The sequence below is a fragment of the Crateriforma conspicua genome (assembly GCF_007752935.1).
GTDB lineage: Bacteria > Planctomycetota > Planctomycetia > Pirellulales > Pirellulaceae > Crateriforma > Crateriforma conspicua.
In genome coordinates this window covers 5,937,124-5,958,908 of record NZ_CP036319.1, presented here as the reverse complement: position 1 = coordinate 5,958,908, position 21,785 = coordinate 5,937,124, and the positions used below count along the sequence as shown (strand labels likewise).

The following is a 21,785-nucleotide window of genomic DNA, read 5'->3' as shown; positions in this document are numbered from 1 at the left end:
GCCTGTAACGGCGGCCCTATGGATGGGGCCGGTGATAGGGCGATGGGCGACGCCTGTTCAGTGTGGACGATCGCATCGGAACGATGATGTTCGACCGGCCGCGCCGCCGGAGCGACCGAACAGGGTTGGAGATTGGAATGGCATCACCAAGACGACGTCGATGGTTGATCTTGCCGCTGTTGCTGTCGGTCGCATCTTGTGGTGGTTGTCGTTCGATCGTTCACAGCACCAATACGTCGGCAACCGGATCACAGCAATTGTTGCTCAGTTCATCGGTGGATTCGGTTGTCTGCTCGTTTGACTTCCAGCCTCTTCTGGGGCGCCGTTGCTACTTGGATACCCGGTCACTTGGCGCTGAAAAGGACGGGTATGTCACGTATCGCATTCGGGAAAAGATGATTTCCCAGGGCGTTCGTTTGGTAGATTCCAGAGACGACGCGGACGTTGTCGTGGAAGCGGGCTTGGCCGCATTCGGCACGGATTCGCAGTACGACGACATCGGCATCACCGATGTGGATGCGTTGCCCGATGTCCATCTTTGCATCCGCGGCACCCAATACGGCGTCGCCAAGCTATCGATGTTCGCCTGGGAAAAAGAAGGTGGTGCCGCCATTTGGCATTCCGGGATGATGCGTGCCGACGGGTACCAAGAGTATCGCAAGTGCTTGGGAACCGGTCCGTATTATTCTGGCACCATTCAGCATTCCGCCAATCGAATCGATCGAGCACGTTTGGGGTGGCTGCCATGGTCATCCATTCGTCGCTGAGCCGGTGTTCGCACCCACAAATGTGGTGGGTTCAGGCGGGTTAATCTCGTTCGCAATGGCGGTCAAGCCACGACATTGTCCTTGGATCGAGCAAGCCGGCGGCCACGCAGATGGACGAAAGGAAGCACCGCATCGTCGCACCATGGCGTCGCAGGTGATTGTGGACTTCAATGGGATGTCTCCGACCGTCCGCGTTGATCCGCATCTTTCTGGTTGCCGAGCACGACTATGTTCTCTTGGGTTTTCCGCACGCGTTTGCATGCTTGGATTTCGGTGCTGGTTCTGTTTTCCAGCTGGCCGTTGTCGGTATCCGCTCAAGATTCGGCACTGATTGCCGGTCCAGACACCTTTGCCACAGTCGTTCGGCCCAACGGAGGCCGTGTGCTGCGATCCGGCGGGGTTTTAGAAGTGGATTCGCCGCTTGACGGACAGGACGCCTGGGCGATTCAATTGCAGTCGCCCATGATCGGTCGGCCCATTCGCAAAGGTGATGCTTTTTCGGTTTGCTTTTCAGCGCGAACGGTTGACGCCGGCAATCAGAATTCCGGGACCATCCATGTGACGGTTTCCAAAGACGATCCTTGGCGTGCGATCCAAGCGAACAATGGATTTCGAACTTTGGCGGTGCCGAATGTCTGGCATGATTTTGCGATCAACTTTCGCGCCGAACAGGACTTTCCGGCCGATCAGTTCCGCGCCTCACTGCAACTGGCCGCTCATCAACAGCGATTAGAAATTCGCGACCTGAAGTTTCGTCGTCACGGCCAGACGCCCGATGCATTGTTGCCAAAACAAAAGCTGTTTTATCCTGGCCGTTTTGCGGACCTGACGTGGAAGCAGATGGCCGACGATCGGATTCGCCGGCACCGCCAAAGTGATCTTCGTATCCGAGTGACCGATACCCTTGGGAACCCTGTTCCCGACTGCGCGGTGACGATTCGCCAACAAAAACATGCCTATGCGTTTGGCACGTTTGTTGGTGATGTGCCCAATCGCAACGACGATGCCGGGCAACGCTTTCGCCGTGAAACCCTGCGCAACTTCAATCGCGTGACCCTGCCACGTTACTGGGCGGACTGGGGAACGGATTCTCCTGAGGGCTTGGATCGAAGCAATGCCGTTGCTCGCTGGGCGGCGTCGACGGATTTGGAACTGAAGACGCACCTGTTGCTGTATCCCCGCTACATCCCGAAACGCGTCGTCGCCAATCGCAAGGATGCTTCACTGTTTCGAAAGCAAGTGGTCACGGCAATGGAAGATGCCCTGGACGAGACACGGCATCTGAAGTGTTTTGTCTGGGACGCCATCAATGAATTGCGTGACGATGAATTGGTCGGGGACGTTTTAGGCAACAAGTTTTATGCCGAAGTCTTCAATCTCGCGAATCGTCGGCGTCCCGACGTCCGCTGGTTCATCAATGAGTACGGCTTGTTGACCGGCGGAGCCAAGCGTCAGGAATACCTGGACCAGTACATTCGTAGGATCAAGCAGATCCTGGCCGACGGTGGTGCCGTCGAAGGCATCGGCGTTCAGGGGCACTTCACCGAAAGTCTTTTGACGCCGCAGCAGATTTGGGAGGTCTTGGATCGGTTGGACGATTTTGGTTTACCAATCGAAGTCACCGAATTCGACGTGGACACCGATGACGAGGTGACTCAGGCTGAGTTCACCGAGGACTTCATGACGGCGATTTTTGCGCACCCGTCCACGACGGGACTGACGACATGGGGTTTTTGGGAAGGCGACATGTGGCGGCCCCGCGGCGCGATGTACCGCACCAATTGGACGATCAAGCCCAACGGAAAGGTCTGGCAAAAACTGGTGTTGGATCGTTGGTGGACCGATGAAACGGCCGTGACCGATGCCACAGGCGAATGCGTTGCTCGCGTTTTTCACGGCGACCACGAGGTGACAGTCCGGACGAAAACATCGGCGCGAAGTGTCGTCGGGCGTTTTACAGTGACGGCCGATCAAGAGGCCAGAATTGTCCTGGACGAACCGGAACAAACCGGCCAGGCGAAATAGAGTCGGGCGGGAAAGCGATGCGGCCCGCCATTGACGGGGACGGAGCTTACTGGACGTTGCTGATCCAGGATTCTAATTCGCCGGCCGACATGTAACCGACGCGATCGCTGACGACCGAACCGTTACGAAACAGCACCATCTTCGGAATTGATGTGGCGCCGTATTCGCTTGCCAAGTCGGGGTTGTTGTCGACGTTGATTCGCAGGATTTCCAAGTCCGAACCCATGCCACCGGCCAGTTTGGGCAATTCTTCGTCGATCATCCGGCAGGGGCCGCACCAGGGAGCCCCGAACTTCACCAAAACCAGTTGGTCCTGGTTCACGGTGGCTTCAAATGCGTCAGGGGTGATGGTCGTTTCGTCGTCCATTTCCACCACCGCTGTTTCTGAATTGCATCCGGCCATCATGGCAACGGGAGCGATGATCAGTGACGACAAAGCAATGGTGGTCAGAACGGATCTCATGGAAACAGTCTTGCCGAACAGGGCCAGGGAAAGATGCCCGAACCGGACATCAAGGATTGAAGGCTTAAGGCGGACGTCAAACGCCCTGTCAATGGAATGACCGAGCGTCCGAGTCTACCGTCACGGGCCGACGGGCGATTCGTCCGGAATCGCCGTCTTGCACATCGTGGTCCCACTATAGCGGCCGCGTCTGTCCGTGGCTGCGGCGATTTTCAACCGCTGCGGAGACGATGGGTGTGTCCGCGATCCCTATTTTTTCAAAGGCAGTGTGGGCTGGACGCCCTTCAAATCGGTCCACAGCGTTCCTTCGCCGGCATAGAACAGCTGCAGATCCAGGGCTTCCGGCAATTCTTCGGCAAATTGCCATTTGTTGTACGCGGTGGGCGAACCAAACGCTTCGACCGCCAATCGGAACTTGTCGGCTTCGGCCTCTTTGGACATCTGTTCGGCCTCGGCATCGGCACGCCCCAGGACGACCGTCTTCTGGGCGTCCAAGTCGGCGGTTTCCCGATCGATGGCGGCGACCAACTGTTTGGTTTCCGCTTCGATTTCACGTGCCTTCTTTTCACCCTCGGCCATCACGCTGGCTTTCAAGCGTTCGGTTTCGACTCGGATCCTTTCGGCTTCCAGTTCCACCTTTCGTTCGGCTTCCCGCAAATTGGCTTCGATGCGTGCCGTCTTGGTTTCTTCGTCACGAGTCAGACGAAGTTCTTCGGAAACGTAGCCCTTCTGGATCGGTGCGCGGACGTTCTGGGGGATATAGATGTGACGCACCAGCCCGTACAGCAGCGAGATATGTTTGTCGTCCAAGACGTTTTTGAACTCATCGCTGACGGCAGTTTGAAACGCTTCGCGTGATTCGCCCACCAACAATTCAACCGCTCCCATCTTCGACCCGTTGTTCCGGCAGATGCTTTCGCTTTGCGGTTCGATCACCTTCTGGCGAACGGCTTCGATGTTCCCGAACAGACGCACAATTTCTGGAGCGTTTTCGGGCATGACGCCCCAGATCGCACTGAAGTCCAGTTGGATGTCAAAGCCATCGTTACTGGGGAAATTGATACCCGTGTCCGCAATGGCCAGTGGTTCACCCTGTTCGTCATAAAGAGAATTGCCTTGGCCGTCCAGCTTCTTTTCGACCTGGATGCTGGCTTCGGTGTATCCCACTTTGATGACGTCAATCTGCTGTTCACGAGGATTGATCGGATACAGACCCGGCTGCAGAACCTTGTCCTGGGTGCCCGGGCTGATGCCCAGTGCCTGATTGCCGGCTTGCATCGTGACGACGCCAACAAAACCAGTCGGGATTTCCACCCAGCCACTGATTTTTTCCTGGCTGCTGAAGTTGGTGATCTCCGTTTCGACAATCTTGAACTCGTAGGCGTACGGATTGGCGCGATAGCGACCAGGTCCGAACACCTTGCGCAAGATGCCCTGATGTCGGGCTCGATTTTCGCCCTGCAGATCACCGTCGACCAGGAATTCACCCGGCGGCAACGGTTCACCAATTTTGCTGGTCACCACACCAATTTCACCAGGCCCGATGACGATGTCCGGAACGACTCGTCGTTCCCAGTAGATCGGGTTGAAAAAGTGGCGGCCGGGGCCACGCATCTGCTCATGCACACCGACTTCGTTGCCACGTGACAATCGACCCGGCTCCGGTTCATTGGCTGGTAACAAAAGGGGGCCTTTGTAACGCAGCAGCAAGCTATGGCCCTCGGGGACATATTTGCGGCAGACGAACCACTGGAATGCAAGGAACAATCCCAGCACGACCCACAAGCTGCTAAAGATCAATCCGATGGAGGATTTTGCCATGCGAAAATTCACTGGTCTTCTCCGGCTTTGGTCAGAGTTTCGTCGCGTTGATTGGACGGTTGGTTCGATGGAGTGTCGCGAGTAACGGCACTGTCCGATTCCGTGGCCGCCGATTCGGGGATCTGGTTGAATTCGTCAAAGATGTTCATCAGCGGGCTGTCCGCCGTGTTGACCATCATCTTGCGGAACGCGGGGGCCATCTTGCGAAGCATCACCCAGCGTGCGTATTCGTCGCCGCTGCCACCGTAGGCTTCCACGGCCTTGGCCCAGCCGGCCGCTTCTGCTTCGTTGCCAAACTTGATCACGTCGGCCGCCGCGACCCCGCGTGCTCGGACGGCTTCGGCTTGGTCATTGGCGGCTGACAATTCCGTTTCGGCAACCTTCTTGCGTTGGTTGGCTTCGATCACGGCGACGTCCTGTTGTCGCTGGGCTTCGGTGGTCAGCGTCACGACCTCTCGATCTGCTTCGACCAAAACCTCCTTGCGTTTGACCAGTTCTTGTTCCATTCGCAACTGTTGTTCGCTGGCCTGTTGCTCGATTTCTTTTTGATACTGGGCCGCCTGCTGAACGGCGATTTGACGTTCACGCACGGGCAAAGCGATCTGTTGCGGCGGGCTGATACGTGTGATCAACGCTTGGACGATTTCAATTCCCTGTTGCTCACAGGTTTGCTCCAGTTCCTTTTGGAAATCCTTTTGAAACTGCAAACGCTTTTCGCCCAAGATGAAATCGCGGCCGGAGTTATCACTACCGCGAAGTCGGCAGAACGAACGGGCATTGGGCAGAATGATTTTCTGGATGATTTCCTGTTCGACTCGTGCGTCCAAGCCGTCGTCGTTGTCCGAATCGTTGTAAGTCACAAAGACTTCGGCGGCCCGATCGGGATTGACGCGAAATTCGATTCGGCCGTCCAGTTTGACCCAGAATCCGTCTCGACTGGGAAAGCCCATTTCGCCGCCGGTGCTGAGGTTGAACCGCTGGCTGCGGCAGTCGACCAGAGAAACACGTTGGACGTACGGGTTGATGTAGTAAACACCGGGATCCAGTGTCTTCTGTTGAACACCGCGGCGGCCTGTTTCAACGATCAGTTGGTTGGGGTCATCGGCAAGTGGTGCAGACAAAAGCGTGACCACGCCTTTGAATCCGGCCGGGATAACCACAGGTTCGTGCAATTCGATCAGTTCGATGTAGTTGTCACGAAACGGATCGGGCTCCCTGCCGGCTTCGTAGACGACGCCGTTGATCGGATAACGTCCCGGACGCAGGACTTCGGTTGAAATGCCCTTTTTCGAATCCGTATCGGCAATCAAATTGCCGTAACCCAGATCGTCGCCATACAAGCGAATGCGAACGCCCAAGCGATTCTCAGGAATCTCCACCTGCGGAACGACATCCCAATCCCAGTTCCATGGGTTGTAAAAATAGCGTCCTTCGGTCAGCACCTTTTCTTGGATGCCTTTGAACTTCCCGAAGTCGGCGGCACTGACGATTTCCGTTTCATTGGTCAGGTCGTCGCCGGTCTTTTTGGTCAAGACGGCGATATGTCGACTGGGGACTTCGATTCGGCAGAACAAAAAGACCCAGGCCGCCAGCCCGATCAGTCCTCCAGCAATAAGAACAGCCGCGCTGCCCAGGTTCGCCGGGTTCAGCAGACGTCGGAGTCCTTGTTCGGATCGAGAGTCCTCAAAATCATCAAATTTGTTGGACACGGTATGCTCTGTGGTTGGCGCGTGAACGGTACGTGCGAAACGCTGGACAGGATGCCCCCTGCCATTGGGCAGGAAAGGCTAGCACCTCGGGGCGCGCCGCTGGCAAAAAATCGTCTGACCCACCAGGAGAACTTCGGATGAACGCTTCGCGTTTGACGCTGACTCGGAACGGTCGCACGGATCGTCGCGGTTTTATTGCGGCATCCGCGGCAACGTGTTTGGCCGCATCGGGACAGACGCAGGCCGATTCGCCCGCCGCTGATACGGTGCAGTCGACCGCCGCGCAGGTCTTGTTGCCGAGGGACCGAGTGCCCGTGTCGTTCATCATTGATGACTCGACTTGCCTGGTGAACATGGGCTATTTCTGTACGCCGCAATTTGCAACCGCATGGCCGGGGCGCGCGGAATACCAGAAACCCTGGCGAACTTGGCCGGCGGAGATTCCCGACGACTTTGTTCGCGAGTTTGGGCAATGGTGTGCCGAACATGGGGTGAAGGGAAAGTACAGCGTGGTGCCCTACCCCGCTTGTGTCGGTTGGATGGATCGAATGTTGCCCGGTTGGTCCCGACGACAGTTGCGCGACAGCTTGGATTTGGTTCGCACGCTGATGTTGCCGAACTGGGACATTCACCCAGAAATGATTTCTCACACCCGCGTGCTTGATCTTCGAACCGGACGTCCGATCGAAGCGATCAATGACGGGACGATGGAAAACTCGTTTCCGCAGAACGATGTCAGCGTGGATCACTTGACGGAGTATTTGGCTTACGCACTTCGGATCCTAAAAAACTGCGATCTGCCTTGTCAGGGAATCACAACGCCGGGCGGTTTTGGCAATCGCGTGAAGCAAAAGTTGCCGATCGCAACCCACCAAGCCGTGCGTGATGTTTATGGTGCATCCCTACCGCACTACTTCAAGTACGTGCGTCAGGGCGAACAAAGCACTGAACCGGAGCTGGAGTTTGTCGGTGCCGATGGAGATATGTCGAACGTCACCGTCAACGTTCCCGCGGGCACGGGGGATTGGTATGGCGGTTGGCAAGGTGACGGTGAATCGGAACCGGACCGTTACGTGACACGCGATGGACAGTCCGGCCGGATGGCAGAACTGATCCAGCGGCGGCAACCTGCGGTGATGCTGTGCCACTGGCCGGGGATGTACTGCAACGGAACGAAGTCGGGTTTCCAGGCGTTTCAGCGAAACGTTCTTTCGCTAGCGGAACACTACGGTGATCAGATTCACTGGATGAAGGTCAGCGAGATCGCGTCGTACTGGGCGGCCAAGCAATGCACGACCATCCGGCCCCTTCAAAGTGGCTATCAGTTCGACGCCGTTCATGCGACGGGCGACTTCACCGTTCAGTTGGACGGCGTGGACGCAGATCGGTTTTGGTTTGGTGATCGGAAGCAGCCACTGGATCGTGTCACCGATCGGCGCACGCTGCGGCCAGGATCGTACTGTTCTGAACGCGGCAATCTGATCGTTTGCGTGGATCTTCCGGTTGGACGATCACAATTGACCTGGGGCTGAACCGCTAGCGTGATTCTTTATCGTCCGGTGCTGACACGTCGCCACCGCTGGCATTGGCTTGTTGTGCCAGACGCCGTTGTTGCCGGCCCAGATTCCATGCCAGCACGCCCCATCCGATTGCGATCGGAATGGCACAGATGTTCAACGTTGCCAAGCCGAGGCCGGCAAAGTTTCGAAGCGAACCGAAGATTTGCCCGGTCAGCGCGTCGCCTCCTCGCAGCACCACCGTGTCGATGAAGTTCTTCGATTTATATTTGTCTTCGCGGCTGACCACGGTGAAAAGCACTTCGCGGGCGGGAACCGCGATTCCATAGGCGGTCGAACGACAGGCAATCATCGTGACCACCAGGATCGGCAGCGTTTGCGACACCGCCAAGGCGGAAAAGCCGAGCCCGTAAACCAGCGGCAATAACACCAAGGCCACGCTGACCCCGAGACGGCGTAAGATCGGACCGGCGAAAACGATCTGCAACAGCAGCGTCAGCGTTTGTGTACCCAGATCGATGTAAGCGAACAATTGCGTTTTCTGGCCGTCGTCGGCCACCTGTTGCGCTACGATTTCCGCTTGCTGAAAATACAGCATCGTTCCGCCGGCTTGGATCAACACCAAGAAGCCGCAGATCGATGCCAGATATCCAGACATAAGCACCCGCGCAATGCCCGTCAACAGACCGCCGCCGGTGGGACGTCCGTCGTCGCGATGCTGTTCGCGATCGGGATCCGAGCGGTGCAAACGATCCGTCTGTTTTTCCAGTCGCCACGCGCACCACAAACCACACTGGATCGCCGCCAGAGGCAACAAAAGGATCAAGCTGGTCGACGTGGACGCTGCAAGCTGACTGGTCAAAAGGGAACCCGTGATCGCGCCGACGGTGCCACCTGCGGCGATCATTCCAAACAGACGCTTGCCCTGTCGATTCGAAAACAAGTCGGCCAACACCGACCAAAAAACACTGGTCGCAACCAAGGCGAAGACGTTCACCCAAATGAAGAAGACCCAAGCGGTCCAGGATCGAAGCGTTTCGCTGCTGGACTGTAACCCGATAGCGAAAAGAAGCAGACAAACACAAAAGAAGTGAAAGACGATCCGGACGACCCAGCGTCGGGGAAGTCGAGCGACCAAGGCGGCATAAGCGGGAACAGCCACCAGCATGACCCCAAAGGTGATCAGCATCAGACCTTGCAAGCCGTTTGGGCCAACGATCGCTCCCATCGTTTCGCGAAGTGGTCGCACGATGGAATAGCTAAGCAGGATGAAAAAGAACCATGTCGTCGCCCAAGCCACGCTGGCACCTTCGCCGACGTGAATCCGCGAACGCCAGGGTCCCATCATCCCACCGGTTTGGGGTGTTGCCCCGGGGGCGGGAGGCGTCGGTTCACTTTGCGAATCACGGGATGTCATGGATGACGTTTTACACCAAAGCCACCAAGGCGCCCTGTGCCCGGCATTGACGTGGCTTCTGGGGTGGCCCATCGCACCTCACCGTCGTCTGGTCGTGACAGCGAAACAACGATGACGCCGATGGGGATAAACTGCGGGTGTCCATTTCTGCCCGCCCTGGAGTCCCACCGATGACCAAACCGATTCATTCAATGACGTCACCGATCGATCGCCGTGACATGCTGTCCGCCATGGCAGGCGGGATGATCGCGGGCGGGGTGTGGGGACAGGTTGCCGCCGAAGAATCCAGGTCCGCCGGACAGCGTTTGCGTTTGCTTTGCGTGGGCACCGCGAACCGGGCAGCGGCCAACATTCGCGAAGTCCGCGACCAGGAAATCGTCGGGCTGTGTGATGTCGACCAAAACTACTTGGACAAAGCACACGCGGATTTCCCCAACGCCGTGGCCTTTCGAGATTATCGAGAGATGATTGACGCGATGGCGGATAAAGCCGACGCGATCGTCATCGGGGCGAGTGACCATCATCACGCACCCGCCACGATCCGCGCGATCGAATCCGGTCTGCATTGCTACTGCGAAAAACCGTTGACGCACACCGTGGCCGAAGCACGCAAGATCACCAACGCGGCGCGGCACAAAGGTGTCGCGACGCAAATGGGAACGCAGATTCACGCTGGTGCAAACTATCGACGCGTGGTGGAGATCATCCGCAGTGGCGCGATCGGTGATGTTACCCAAGTGCATGTTTGGGTCAATAAAGCTTGGGGCGGCGGTGAATTGCCCTCGACCGCCGACCCGGTTCCGCCGCAATTGGATTGGGACCTGTGGATCGGCCCCGCTGCGAAGCGTCCCTATGCCAAAGGTCAATATCATCCGGCCCAGTGGCGACGTTGGTGGGAATTCGGTCAAGGCACCTTGGGTGACATGGGATGTCACTACATGGATTTGCCGTTTTGGGCATTGGGGCTGAAGTATCCTGAAAATATCCAGGCCGAAGGCGAACCGCCGCACCCGGAAACTTGCCCGCTGGGTTTGACGGTGAAGTATCAATTTGCTGCCAGCGATCAGCACGGGCCGCTGGAGTTGATCTGGTACGACGGAAACCATGCGCCGAAAGAAATCGATGGCCATGCGGTACCCGGCTCCGGCGTCCTGTTTGTCGGTACCGAAGGAAAAATGGTGGCCACCTATGGTCAGTACCAGTTGTTGCCGGAAGACAAGTTCGCCGATTTCCAGCCCCCCGAGCCGTCGATCCCCGATTCGATTGGTCACCATGCGGAATGGATCAAGGCATGCAAGGACGGCACGCCCACCACATGCAACTTTGACTATTCCGGTCCGCTGACTGAAACGGTGTTGTTGGGCAATGTTGCTTATCGGACGGGCGGGGCGATCCAGTGGGACGCGGCGAATTTGAAGGTGACCAATGATTCCCAGGCGAATCAGTACATCAGCAAGACCTATCGATCCGGGTGGGAAGTCTGACCAAGCCAGGACTAGAAAAAGTCGCTGAACCTTGGCCCGGACCTCCGGGTTTCGACGCATGAATCGATGACGAGACGATGGTCGACGCTTTCGCCGGTCGTTGCCTCGAAAAGACCCGACTTTTCCATCTTTGCTATCGGGGAAGATTCGGCCGGCGGAATCAGTCCGTCGCCGATCCACGGTGATTCAGCATTTCGAAACCAGGAGATCCTTGTCGTGAAATTCACCCTGCCCATTGTCATGGCATCCGCGTTGGCGGTTCTTGTCACTTCCGCGATCCAAGCACAGCCGCCCGGCGGACGTGGCCAAGGTGGCCCTGGTTTCGGCGGCCAAGGTTTTGGTGGCCCCGGCCGTGGCGGACCCGACTTTGGTGGTCCCGGCGGGCCGCCACCCAATGCGATTGCCGAAGCTTTGGACACCGATGGCGATCATGTCATTTCCGGTGCGGAGATTCAAAAGGCCAGCGACGCACTGAAAAAGTTGGATCGTAATGGCGACGGTCGGCTGTCCAATGACGAATTTGATCCGATGCACCAGCGCTATGCCGGTGGCCCCGAAGGTCGTGGCGGCGAAGGCCGTGGCGGACGTGGGGCCGACGGGCGTGGGGATGGTGGCGGGTTCGTCAGCCGTATCATGAGTTTTGATGAAAATGGTGACGGCAAAGTCAGCAAAGACGAATTGCCGGCTCGCATGCAAATGGCGCTGGATCGCTATGACGCTAATAAGGACGGCGTGCTGGACAAGGATGAGTTGGACAAGGCGTCGGCGGGAGCCGGTCCCGGAAATCGCGGCGGCCGTGGCCCAGGACCGGGGGGCCCAGGACCGGGGGGCCCAGGACCGGGGGGCCCAGGAGCAGGCGGTCCCGGTGGCGAACGCGGTGGACCTCCCAGCCCCGATCAGTTCGTACGCGAGGCGATGGAGTTTGATGCCGATGGCGACGGAAAGCTGGACGCCGGTGAATTGGCCAAGGCAGCCGAACAGCTGATGCGTCGCGGGCCCGGTGGACAAGGGCCTGGTGGCGAAGGCGGACCCGGTGGACCTCGCGGACAAGGCGGCCGTGCGGGTGGTCGACCACAACGTCCCAACTGATCAACGCCGTATCGAAGTGACTGTAAGACGCTGCGATGCATCGGCAAAGCAACTTCGTTTCACCACGAGATGTTTCAACCCGATTGGGCGGCAGCCATCGCGGATCCCGACAATCGACGGCCGGCAATTGACCACATTGCGTTGCATCACACTCGTCTTTTCGCAAAGAAAATGCCCGCCGGGGTCGGCCGTGCCTTAATCTGGCGTTTGCCCACGATGGGCACCGTGTGTTTGTTGCCTCGGTCGTTCGTTCTGGATCAAAAAGGTTTGCCGTGAAAATTCGTCATGTCTTTGCTTTCGGTTTGCTGGTCGTCTGTCTTGTCGGGATCGCTGTCACCGCGTATTCCCAGCAAGGTCGTCGCCGACCGATGCGCGGCGGTGGCAACTCAGCGGTGGATGAACCGTTTCGCGGTGTCACCGCAGGCGGAGAGATCCAACCCGGCGTGTTCAAAATCGAATCCACCGGTGTCAGCACGAAGCCCGTGGTCGAAGCGGCCGATGCGTTCTTGGCGTCGTTGACCGATCAGCAACGTGAAAAAACGGTCTTCCCGGTGGACGATGCGGAATGGCGGCAATGGGACAACCGGCACTTTCCCAAGCGGCAAGGTGTCGGCTTTGATGAAATGGACGACCGCCAGCGCGATCATGCGTTCGGGTTGTTGCAGGCCAGTTTGAGCGCCAAAGGTCTGAAGTTGTCCAAGGACATCATGAAGCTGAACGGAACGCTGGCGGAGTTGGCTGACAACTATGACGAATATGGTCGCTGGCTGTATTGGATCACCATCATGGGTAAACCATCGGAAACGGAACCGTGGGGATGGCAGATCGATGGGCACCACCTGATCATCAACTACTTTGTTCTGGGCGACCAAGTCGTGATGTCGCCTGTCTTTGTCGGCAGCGAACCGGTGCATGCGGTCAGTGGTGAGTTTGCCGGTACGGTCGTCTTGCAAGAACAGCAAGACAAAGCATTGCAATTGATTCAAGCCTTAGATGCGGACCAGCAATCCAAAGCGATCTTGTCACGAGCCAAGCCGGGAAACAATGCATTGGCCCAAGCGTATCGCGACAACGTGAACATTGATTATGCCGGCATCGAAGCTTCCAAGTTGGATCAAAAGCAACGCGACCTGTTGATCGAAGTCGTCCAGTCTTTTGTTGGGAACATGCGCGACGGGCATGCCGAAATCAAAATGGATGAAGTCAGGTCGCACCTGGACCAAACGTACTTTGCGTGGATCGGCGACACCAAGGCGGACAGCGTTTTCTATTATCGCATCCAAAGCCCTGTTGTTCTGATCGAGTTTGATCATCAACGTCGTGTCGCACCGTTCCGCAGCGATCGCCCCACTCGTGATCACATTCACGCGGTTCTGCGAACACCCAACGGCAACGATTACGAAAAAGATCTGTTGCGCCAGCACTACCATTCGCATCATCACGGCGAATGATCTGCCGCGTGACGACGGTGGACGCATGATCAATGCTGGCTGGGGGCGACCCGGCGCGGATTCCGGGGACGGATGATCCAGCGTTTGGTGGATTCGCACGTCCGTGGGTTGATGCAAGATAGATCTTGCCGGCGTTGCCGCATCTGTCGGTTCCGGAATCGTGTGCGGTGTTATGACGCGGATCCGGTCGGTCAACTATACTCGGGTACCCGCGGGGCTCCCTCTTTCCCCCAACGCCGTCGCTGCGTCTTCCGCGTGGCCCTACCTGGCGGCCGGCCCATTTCGAATCCCTCCTTGCACGGCTTTTTCTGCGACATGCCAAAGCTCTCTTGCGCCCTGCCAACGTTGTTGTTCGTGGCGGCTTTCCTTTCGTCCATTCCGCCAGCCACCGCACAGGATGGCGTGATCGATGGTGATTGGACCCCCGACGTGATCACGACCGTCACCGACAATGAAACGCAGCAAACCAAACGTGTGCGTCCCGAATACCTGCAACCTTCGCCCGTCAAAGAGATCGCCGATGCGGTCACCTTGCCGCTTCAGCCCCGTGACGGCGAAACGATCGTGTTTTTGGGCAATGGATTGGCCGCGCGGATGGAATTGTTCAATGCTTTTGAATCATCGCTGTATCAACAGTTTCCCCAGGCCGAATTAACGTTTCGAAACATGGGATATCCGGGGCACACGCCAAGCTTTCGGCCCGAAGCGGGACGTGATGATCCTTGGGCGTTTCCGGGGGCCAGCCAGTTTCGACCGGAAATCAAAGCTCACTTGGGCGAAGGGCATTATCCCAGTCCCGACGAATGGCTGACCATCGTCGGTGCCGACACGATCGTTGCCTTTTTTGGATTCAACGAGTCGTTTGACGGCACCGAAGGGATCGAAAACTTCAAGAATGAATTGCGGGCGTTTGTCCAGCACACGCGATCGCGTTCCTATCGTCAAAACGCCGATCGGCCGCCGCGTCTGGTTTTGGCCAGCCCAATCGCGATGCAGCAGTTGAGCGAGTTCAACCTGCCCGATGCGGACGAACGAAATTTATTGCTGCGCAATTACGCGGATGCCGTCGCCCAGGTCGCCGGAGAAATGCAGGTCGGGTATCTGGATCTGTTCTCACCCACGCTGCAGTGGTTCACCACTTCCGACGAACCGCTGACGATCAACGGCGTCCATCTGTCCGAGGCCGGTTATCGAAAACTGGCACCGGTCATCATGCAACAGTTGTTCGGGGCCGATGCACAAGTCCCGGAAACCGATTCGCTGTTGTATCAAGCGGTCAAAGACAAAGCATGGTTTTGGCGAAATGATTACCGCATGCTCAACGGCGTTCACGCGTATGGTCGCCGCTGGGCACCGTACGGGAATTTCAACTATCCCGAGGAGATCGAAAAGATCCGCCAGATGACGGTCTTGCGAGATCGCAACCTGTGGGCGATTGCACAAGGAAAATCGTCCACCATCGAAGTCGACGATTCGATCACCCGTCCCTTGTCGACCGTGGAGACCAATTACCGGGCAAGCGAAAAGAACGGAACGCTGGATTATCTGGATCCCGAAAACGAAGCGATGAAAACGTTCACGCTGCCGGATGGTTACGACGTTTCGTTGTTCGCGTCGGAACAAGATTTTCCGAATTTGGGGAATCCGGCCCAAATGCGTTTCGACAACCAGGGACGGCTGTGGGTTTCGACGCTGCCCAGTTATCCGCACTACAAACCGGGCGACGCCAAACCCAACGACAAAATTCTGATTTACGAAGACACCGATGGCGACGGGCGCGCCGACAAGGAAATCGTCTTTGCCGACGGTTTGCACATGCCCATCGGTTTCGAATTGGCACCCGAAGGCGTGTATCTTTCGCAGGAACCGTTTTTGGTCTTGTTGAAAGACAGCGATGGTGATGATCACGCCGACGAAATGGTGACGCTGCTGGACGGGTTCGATCCCCATGACACCCACCACGCGATTTCCGCTTTTGATGTGGACAACGGCAACGGCATCTACATGTGCGAAGGTCGGTTTTTGCACAGCCAAGTTGAAACGCCTTGGGGCCCCCAGCGGATGACCGACGGCGGCGTTTGGCGGTTCGATCCCAATTCGTGGAAAGTCGAACGCGTGATGCAAACCGACGTTTCCAACCCGTGGGGCGTCGCCCATGACGAGTACGGGCAAACGTTCGTCAACGACGCATCGGGTGGTTCACAGTATTGGATGCTGGGCTATTCGATGAATATTCCGCATTCGATGGAGGTGCCGAAGGTTTCGAAGTTCAACTACGAACACCACACGCGGCCGACCTCGGGATCGGAATTTTTGCACAGCCGACATTTTCCCGACGACGTGCAAGGCGACTATCTGTACGCCAACACGATCGGATTCTTGGGAATCAAGCAATACAACACGGTCGAAGACGGCGCTGAAATCAAAGGCAAGTTCCGTCAAAACTTGATCGAATCGACCGACGGCAATTTTCGTCCTTGTGATTTGGAAGTGGCTCCCGACGGCAGTCTGTACTTCATCGATTGGCACAACACGCTGATCGGTCACATGCAACACAGCGCGCGTGATCCGCTGCGGAATTCCGAATATGGCCGGATCTATCGCATCACTCACAAGCAGCGCCCGTTGGTTGATCCGCCGCAGGTGGCCGGCGCTTCGATCCAACAATTGTTTGAGAACATGAAACTGCCCGAGCTGAATGCTCGGAAACGATCCCATCGCGAATTGCGCGGCCGTGATCGCCAAAACGTGTTGAACGCCGCGATGCAGTTCGCCGACGCCAACGCCGGTGACGATCGTTTGGTCTTGGAATCGTTGTGGGCAACCTGGGGCCAACATGCTCCGTCGACCGAACTGTTGCAGCGGTGTCTGAATGCCGATGATCATCGCGTCCGATCCGCGGCCGTTCGCGTCGTCCGCCATTGTTTGCACCTGCTGGATCAACCCGAGACGTATCTGATGCAGGCGGCCAAGGACACCCATCCCCGGGTTCGTTTGGAAGCCTTGTCCGCCGGAACATGGATGGGCGAAAAAGCCGGTGCCGACATCTTGTTGGTCGTTGCGTCCCAACCGACCGATCGTTGGATTCGCAATGCACTGAACAGTGCGATGTGGACACTGAAGCCCTTCGTCGAACAGGCCATTGATTCAAGTGCGGTGGACCCGGACAGCTTGTCGGTGGATTACGAACAGCTTTTGGCTAGCAAGCTGGAAGGTGCGATGAAGCCCAAGGATTACCGCACCAAATCGCCGAAGTTCAAAAACAAAGCGTTTGCGCGTACCTACAACTTGGGCCAACAAGTCTTCTTCGAAGAAGGCTCCTGCTACGCATGTCACCGTGACAACGGCGAAGGCGTCGTTCGCATCTATCCGCCGTTGGCAGGTAGTGAGTGGATCAACGGCGACCCGGAACGTCTGATCAAGCTGACCTTGCACGGCATCTGGGGCAAGATTCGCGTTCGCGGCAAGGTTTTTGAAACGAACCAAGGTGTGCCGCCAATGACGGCGATCGGGAACATGTTCACCGACGCCGAAATTGCCAGCGTGCTGACCTACGTCCGCAACAGTTGGGGGAACGATGCCAGCGAGATCACACCGGAACAGGTGAAACAGATTCGGGCGGCGACCGGCGACCGACAACGCTTCTACAGCCCCGAAGAACTGTTGGAAATGCATCCGTTCCCCGAAGGCAGCCGACCTGAATTGATCGAAGATCAGGTGGCCGGCAGCGAATTGGAAAAGGCGTTGTTGGCCGAACCCATCGCCGACCTGGTGCGTGATGCCGCGGCCGAAGGGGATGCGATTCGAGGGGCGAAACTTTTCTACTGGGAAAAGACCGCCTGTGCGACCTGCCACGACGTCGGCGAAGGTTATCAATTGGGGCCGCAATTGACGGTATCCCGCGATGACGTAACCGCCCAACACGTCATCGAATCAATCTTGAAGCCGTCGGACAAGATTCTTGAGGGCTATCGAACCGTCAATGTCATCACGCTGGACGGCGCGATTCTGTCCGGATTCCTGATCGAGGAAACCGACGACAAGATCGTCATCAGTATCGCGGCCGATCAGGGCAAGCCGCGTGAGATCTTGATCGACGATGTCGACGACGTGATCGAGTCCAAGAATTCGACCATGCCGACCGGGTTGGCAAACACGCTGAAGACCCGCCAGGAGTTTTTGGATCTGGTCCGCTTTGTCACCGAAGTGAACCAGGGCGGCCGAAAGAAGCTGAATCAGCTGAAACGAAGAGCCAAGATCAAGAATTAGGTACGACAAGCCGGAATGTTGGCTGTTCAGCCGGGATCACAATGCGATGTGATCCCGGCTTTTTTTGTGTCCGACGACTATGGTTTCTATCGTCGATCAAGGATGGCTTGAACCGTCCGATCAACGATCGTGTCCTCGTCTCGCTGACGCAGCATGCGGCGAATTTCGACCAGTTGCAACTTCATGCCGGCGGTCTGGACACGCTGTTCTTGTTCTTGCTGACGCAATTGAAACTGTTTGCGAACCGCTTGGCGAAGTTGGTCGACGGTGGCTGGGTCTTGTTTTCCAGAACCGGTCAGTTGACGGGTCAGATCCCCAATTTCTGTGTCGATGTTTTCCAGTTGCTCGCGAATCTCGGCAACCTTGTCTTGCGTCTTGCGAATGGCAATCTTCGCACTGGCCTCGGCGGCATACAGTTCGTCGATGTCGGATTCGACCTTGCCCGGTGGCGAATCGGAGGCGTCGGCCTCGTCGGGAAATTCCACCGGTTCGGCCATGCGTTCCGCGTCGGTCAGCAAGCCGGGGATCGGTTCTTTGGCTTGACGGTTGGTCAGTTTGCCTCGGACACCGTCGATCTGGACCAATCGGGCGCTTTCCATGCCTTGGAAACTGCTGGCAGTCAGGCCGGTGATGTCGTACAGCATCCGGGCCATTTTGCGTCCTTCGTCGGTTGTCCAGGAATACGCATACGCCCAAAGTCCGCGGCGTTGTGGTTGTTTGTCTTGGCGAAAGTAGGAAAGGTTCAACACCGGAACCTGTTTGCTGTCGGTGGTCAGTGTCAGATCTTGTGCAAAGTATCCCGTTGCGATGACCAGTTTGACGTCCGAATCTTTGGCGATTCGGATCCGCCAAAGTACTTCCATATAGGACGAAACGACGATCACGCTGGGGTGATCCAGCGGTTTGACATCGACAAAAACTTCATCGCTGCTGCGGTCATCGGCGGCGCGGTACAAACCGACGATGTGCATCCGGCAATCGGCCAAGTCTTCTTGAGCCAGGTCGACGTCGGACAAGACTTCCGGCGGTGCGTCCTTCTCAGGTTTCTTCGCCGCGGTGCCAGACGTTTTCTTGCGTCGATCGGCTTCCTTCTTCACCGATGCAAGCTGCAGTTTGGCAAATTCCAATTCAGTTTCCGCCTGACGCAACGCCAATCGCGATTGTGTTTCATCTTGTCGCAACTCCAATAGCATTGAATCGAAAGACTCGTCCAGCTTTTTCTTTGCCTGGTCATGCGATTGCAGGTTGTTTTTGGCGGATTGAATGACATTGCCCATCGGGGATCCGACAGGGTCGTTTTGGGCTATTTCATCTTCAATGTCACGAAGTCGATCGAGCAGAGCCTGTCGACGCTTATCGTGTGAGGCAAATGCTTCACTGCGTTTGGTCTCAAAATTCTGCATCTTCTTGTCAACGAGCGCGCCAGCACTCTGGGCCGCTTGAAGTTCGTCTTGCTTCAGTTTCATCAACAGTTCAGCTTTTTTGATCTCGGAATCCAAGTCGCTGGCAAGCGGATCGGGAACCAGTTGCTGCGACAACGACGTCTTCGAATCAGATTTGATGCTGTCAATGTAGATGGGAACCGAGTCTGATTCTTGAGCGTGCCCCTGTGCAGCCAAGAGTATGCAGAACGAGAGGTATGCGGCGATTCGTATTGGAATTCGGTTCATCAAAACAGCCTTTCAAACAGATGGCCGAGGGAATGGAGTGCATTGCGAAGTCAGCGTGAATCATTCACGGTCAGAATTCTTCAAGCATTTGATCGATCTCCGATTCAACTTGCAGTAACAGCTGGTCACTTTCGACGAATGAATCACTGGCGGATCCAGTTTGGCGATCGAGTTGTGTTCCGGTGCGGTCAAAGAAAAACCAAATCGTGATCACAATCAGTGCCGCAGCGATCGCTGACACAAGCCAGCGGAATGGCCGCCAGCGCTGGCCAGCGTTTGGCAATGGCGCCAGTAGTGCCGGGGGCAAAGGTGCGGTGTCATTTTGAACGTGAGCCAGGCATGCTTTGAAAAGTTCCGCGGCTTGTTCTGCCGATGAAATCCGTCTGTCTGGATCCTTGGCGTGCAGTCGTTCGACCAAGTTTTCGAACCAAGCGGGAAGCGACGGATCGATTTGGCGCAGCGGTTTGGCACCGTCATCAACGATGCGGCGGATGATCGCGTAGGGGGAATCGGCGCGGAACGGTGGCCGACCGCTGGCCATCGCGTACACCACGCTGCCCAGTGAAAAAAGGTCCGAGCGTGGATCGATCGTGTCACCACGGGCTTGTTCGGGCGACATGAACTGTGGGGTGCCTGCGATCACACCGCTGCGTGTCAGCGTGGCGTCGTCGACCGTTCTTGCCAGGCCGAAATCCGTGATGACCACGCGTTGAACGTCGTGCGGTAACAGGATGTTCGATGGCTTGATGTCGCGGTGGATCAAACCTTGTTGGTGGGCGGCGGCAAGACCGCGAGCGATCTGCATTCCGATTCGCAGGATTTCTTCGATGGGAAGTGGACCCAGCCGATCGATGCGACGCTGCAGTGATTCACCCTTCACATACGGCATCGTTAGGTAGGGCAGCGTGCCAGACGTTTCAACACCGTGGATTGCGATCACGTTGTCGTGGACCACCGCGGCGGCCGCCTGGGCTTCGCGTGTGAATCGAGTTCTAGCCGCGGCGCTGGATGCCAAGTGTGGGGCCAAGACTTTGACCGCGACGAATCGATTCAGCGATCGATCCAAGGCTTTCAGTACGATGCCCATTCCACCGGTGCCGATCACACCGCTGATTTCCAGCGTTCCCAATCGGCCCAACATGTCGGGATCGTCGGTTGGTTGCAAAAAGCTAAGGTCGGGCGCCGGGTCGACTTGGAAATCCAAATCCGACAGCAGCGACCGCGCATCGGTCCAATAAGAATTATCCGCGGCCGTTTGATCCAAATGGCGTCGACATTGGTCACACGTTTCCAAGTGGGCTTCGAAACGGAGAACGTCTTGCTGGCTAAGCTGATCGCTTAGAAAGGCTTCGATCGTTTCTCGGTTGCATTCGTTCACCGAGGGATCGGGTGGTGGGATGGAAGGATTCACTGCCATGGTTCGACCTTTTCACGGATGCGTCGCATGACGCGGCTGCGGGATGCGTACACGCTTCCCTTGGTGCGTCCCAAAGCGTCGGCCACGTCGTCGATGTTTTCTCCCAGCACGGCGGTTCGCCAGAACGATTGCCAGGTCGCGTCGCTGAATTCGCCTCGCACGGCGCGGGCGGCAGCCTGGAAGTGTTCGCGACGTAGTTCGGTTTGCAGCATGCGCGAATCACCGGGGTCCGGATCGGGGTGTTGATCCAGCCACCGGTGCAACGCACTGTCACCGCTGCCGCGATCCGGCCGACCGCGTGTCAACGCGTTCAAAGTGGCGTTGTCGGCGATCCGACGCAGCCAGGTTCGGAATTTGGCTTGATTCGAAGCGTGATCGAACCGATCGATGGCACCACAAACGGACATCAGGACTTGTTGAGCCAAGTCATCGGCGTCGGCCCGTTGGATGCCTTTGGCGGTGGCGACCCGCACGATCACCGGCCGATAGATCTGCACGAATTCCTGCCAAGCGGCCGCGTCGTCGCGGTCGCGCAGGCGGATCAGCAGGCTGGCGCGGGTTTCGGGCAGATTCATCGTGGGCGTGGTCGTCGTGGACATCGGTGGGGACCAACAACTTACACACGCCGTCGAATCGCATTTGACACAAAAAAAGCCAAGATCGCGGGATCCGCGGTCTTGGCTGGG

The 21,785-nt window shown here is 57.1% G+C and carries 14 protein-coding genes; 7 read left to right on the top strand and 7 right to left on the bottom strand.

Annotated features, from left to right (window positions below; translation table 11 throughout):
- Window positions 1-137: 137 nt before the first annotated feature.
- Together Mal65_RS21830 and Mal65_RS21825 are read left to right on the top strand one after the other, a co-directional pair.
- Window positions 138-767: a DUF6655 family protein gene (locus Mal65_RS21830; RefSeq protein WP_145302593.1), complete on the top strand. Its 630-nt coding sequence runs from the start codon at window positions 138-140 to the stop codon at window positions 765-767.
- A 228-nt stretch (window positions 768-995) separates the two neighbouring features.
- Entirely contained in the window at window positions 996-2,792 is a 1,797-nt protein-coding gene (locus Mal65_RS21825; RefSeq protein ID WP_145302591.1) for an endo-1,4-beta-xylanase, read from the top strand.
- A gap of 46 nt (window positions 2,793-2,838) precedes the next feature.
- Here the strand turns inward: Mal65_RS21825 and Mal65_RS21820 are convergent, their stop codons facing one another.
- The 3 genes from Mal65_RS21820 to Mal65_RS21810 all read right to left on the bottom strand — a co-directional run bounded on the left by Mal65_RS21820 (window position 2,839) and on the right by Mal65_RS21810 (window position 6,785).
- A complete protein-coding gene (locus Mal65_RS21820) occupies window positions 2,839-3,255 on the bottom strand; it encodes a thioredoxin family protein (protein ID WP_196784368.1) in 417 nt (138 codons plus the stop codon).
- 249 nt (window positions 3,256-3,504) lie between these two features.
- Window positions 3,505-5,076: an SPFH domain-containing protein gene (locus tag Mal65_RS21815; protein WP_196784367.1), complete on the bottom strand. Its 1,572-nt coding sequence runs from the start codon at window positions 5,074-5,076 to the stop codon at window positions 3,505-3,507.
- A gap of 8 nt (window positions 5,077-5,084) precedes the next feature.
- Window positions 5,085-6,785: an SPFH domain-containing protein gene (locus Mal65_RS21810; RefSeq protein WP_145302585.1), complete on the bottom strand. Its 1,701-nt coding sequence runs from the start codon at window positions 6,783-6,785 to the stop codon at window positions 5,085-5,087.
- Window positions 6,786-6,922: 137 nt separating this feature from the next.
- Between Mal65_RS21810 and Mal65_RS21805 the strand changes: the two genes are divergently transcribed.
- Entirely contained in the window at window positions 6,923-8,317 is a 1,395-nt protein-coding gene (locus tag Mal65_RS21805) for a hypothetical protein (RefSeq protein ID WP_145302582.1), read from the top strand.
- A 4-nt stretch (window positions 8,318-8,321) separates the two neighbouring features.
- On the opposite strand, the gene Mal65_RS21800 is transcribed toward Mal65_RS21805, so the two are convergent.
- Window positions 8,322-9,719 (bottom strand): NTP/NDP exchange transporter, encoded by a 1,398-nt coding sequence (locus tag Mal65_RS21800; protein WP_145302579.1) that lies wholly within the window; start codon window positions 9,717-9,719, stop codon window positions 8,322-8,324.
- Between the two features lie 170 nt (window positions 9,720-9,889).
- Here Mal65_RS21800 and Mal65_RS21795 point away from each other — a divergent pair, with 170 nt between their 5' ends.
- The 4 genes from Mal65_RS21795 to Mal65_RS21780 all read left to right on the top strand — a co-directional run bounded on the left by Mal65_RS21795 (window position 9,890) and on the right by Mal65_RS21780 (window position 18,012).
- Window positions 9,890-11,203 carry a Gfo/Idh/MocA family protein gene (locus tag Mal65_RS21795; protein WP_145302577.1) on the top strand — a complete coding sequence of 438 codons (1,314 nt, stop codon included), beginning with the start codon at window positions 9,890-9,892 and terminating at the stop codon, window positions 11,201-11,203.
- A 216-nt stretch (window positions 11,204-11,419) separates the two neighbouring features.
- Entirely contained in the window at window positions 11,420-12,292 is an 873-nt protein-coding gene (locus tag Mal65_RS21790) for an EF-hand domain-containing protein (RefSeq protein WP_165701449.1), read from the top strand.
- 272 nt (window positions 12,293-12,564) lie between these two features.
- Window positions 12,565-13,743 (top strand): DUF3500 domain-containing protein, encoded by a 1,179-nt coding sequence (locus tag Mal65_RS21785; protein ID WP_196784366.1) that lies wholly within the window; start codon window positions 12,565-12,567, stop codon window positions 13,741-13,743.
- 315 nt (window positions 13,744-14,058) lie between these two features.
- Complete coding sequence (locus Mal65_RS21780; RefSeq protein WP_145302570.1) at window positions 14,059-18,012, top strand: PVC-type heme-binding CxxCH protein; 3,954 nt, start codon at window positions 14,059-14,061, stop codon at window positions 18,010-18,012.
- A gap of 86 nt (window positions 18,013-18,098) precedes the next feature.
- On the opposite strand, the gene Mal65_RS21775 is transcribed toward Mal65_RS21780, so the two are convergent.
- From Mal65_RS21775 to Mal65_RS21765, 3 genes are all read right to left on the bottom strand, one after another.
- The gene (locus Mal65_RS21775) at window positions 18,099-19,682 is read right to left on the bottom strand and encodes a hypothetical protein (protein WP_145302567.1); all 1,584 of its coding nucleotides are present in this window, start codon (window positions 19,680-19,682) and stop codon (window positions 18,099-18,101) included.
- A 70-nt stretch (window positions 19,683-19,752) separates the two neighbouring features.
- Entirely contained in the window at window positions 19,753-21,099 is a 1,347-nt protein-coding gene (locus tag Mal65_RS21770) for a serine/threonine-protein kinase (RefSeq protein ID WP_145302564.1), read from the bottom strand.
- The gene (locus tag Mal65_RS21765) at window positions 21,090-21,698 is read right to left on the bottom strand and encodes an RNA polymerase sigma factor (protein WP_231131208.1); all 609 of its coding nucleotides are present in this window, start codon (window positions 21,696-21,698) and stop codon (window positions 21,090-21,092) included. The genes Mal65_RS21770 and Mal65_RS21765 overlap by 10 nt, the downstream gene beginning before the upstream one ends.
- Window positions 21,699-21,785: the final 87 nt, after the last annotated feature.

What these genes read in the sequence shown, in the direction of transcription:
- Mal65_RS21780 (WP_145302570.1), top strand. Translation starts at nt 14,059, where the DNA reads ATGCCAAAGCTCTCTTGCGCCCTGCCAACGTTGTTGTTCGTGGCGGCT.
- Mal65_RS21765 (WP_231131208.1), bottom strand. Translation starts at nt 21,698, where the DNA reads ATGTCCACGACGACCACGCCCACGATGAATCTGCCCGAAACCCGCGCC.
- Mal65_RS21795 (WP_145302577.1), top strand. Translation starts at nt 9,890, where the DNA reads ATGACCAAACCGATTCATTCAATGACGTCACCGATCGATCGCCGTGAC.
- Mal65_RS21775 (WP_145302567.1), bottom strand. Translation starts at nt 19,682, where the DNA reads ATGAACCGAATTCCAATACGAATCGCCGCATACCTCTCGTTCTGCATA.
- Mal65_RS21825 (WP_145302591.1), top strand. Translation starts at nt 996, where the DNA reads ATGTTCTCTTGGGTTTTCCGCACGCGTTTGCATGCTTGGATTTCGGTG.
- Mal65_RS21820 (WP_196784368.1), bottom strand. Translation starts at nt 3,255, where the DNA reads ATGAGATCCGTTCTGACCACCATTGCTTTGTCGTCACTGATCATCGCT.
- Mal65_RS21830 (WP_145302593.1), top strand. Translation starts at nt 138, where the DNA reads ATGGCATCACCAAGACGACGTCGATGGTTGATCTTGCCGCTGTTGCTG.
- Mal65_RS21800 (WP_145302579.1), bottom strand. Translation starts at nt 9,719, where the DNA reads ATGACATCCCGTGATTCGCAAAGTGAACCGACGCCTCCCGCCCCCGGG.
- Mal65_RS21805 (WP_145302582.1), top strand. Translation starts at nt 6,923, where the DNA reads ATGAACGCTTCGCGTTTGACGCTGACTCGGAACGGTCGCACGGATCGT.
- Mal65_RS21815 (WP_196784367.1), bottom strand. Translation starts at nt 5,076, where the DNA reads ATGGCAAAATCCTCCATCGGATTGATCTTTAGCAGCTTGTGGGTCGTG.
- Mal65_RS21770 (WP_145302564.1), bottom strand. Translation starts at nt 21,099, where the DNA reads ATGGCAGTGAATCCTTCCATCCCACCACCCGATCCCTCGGTGAACGAA.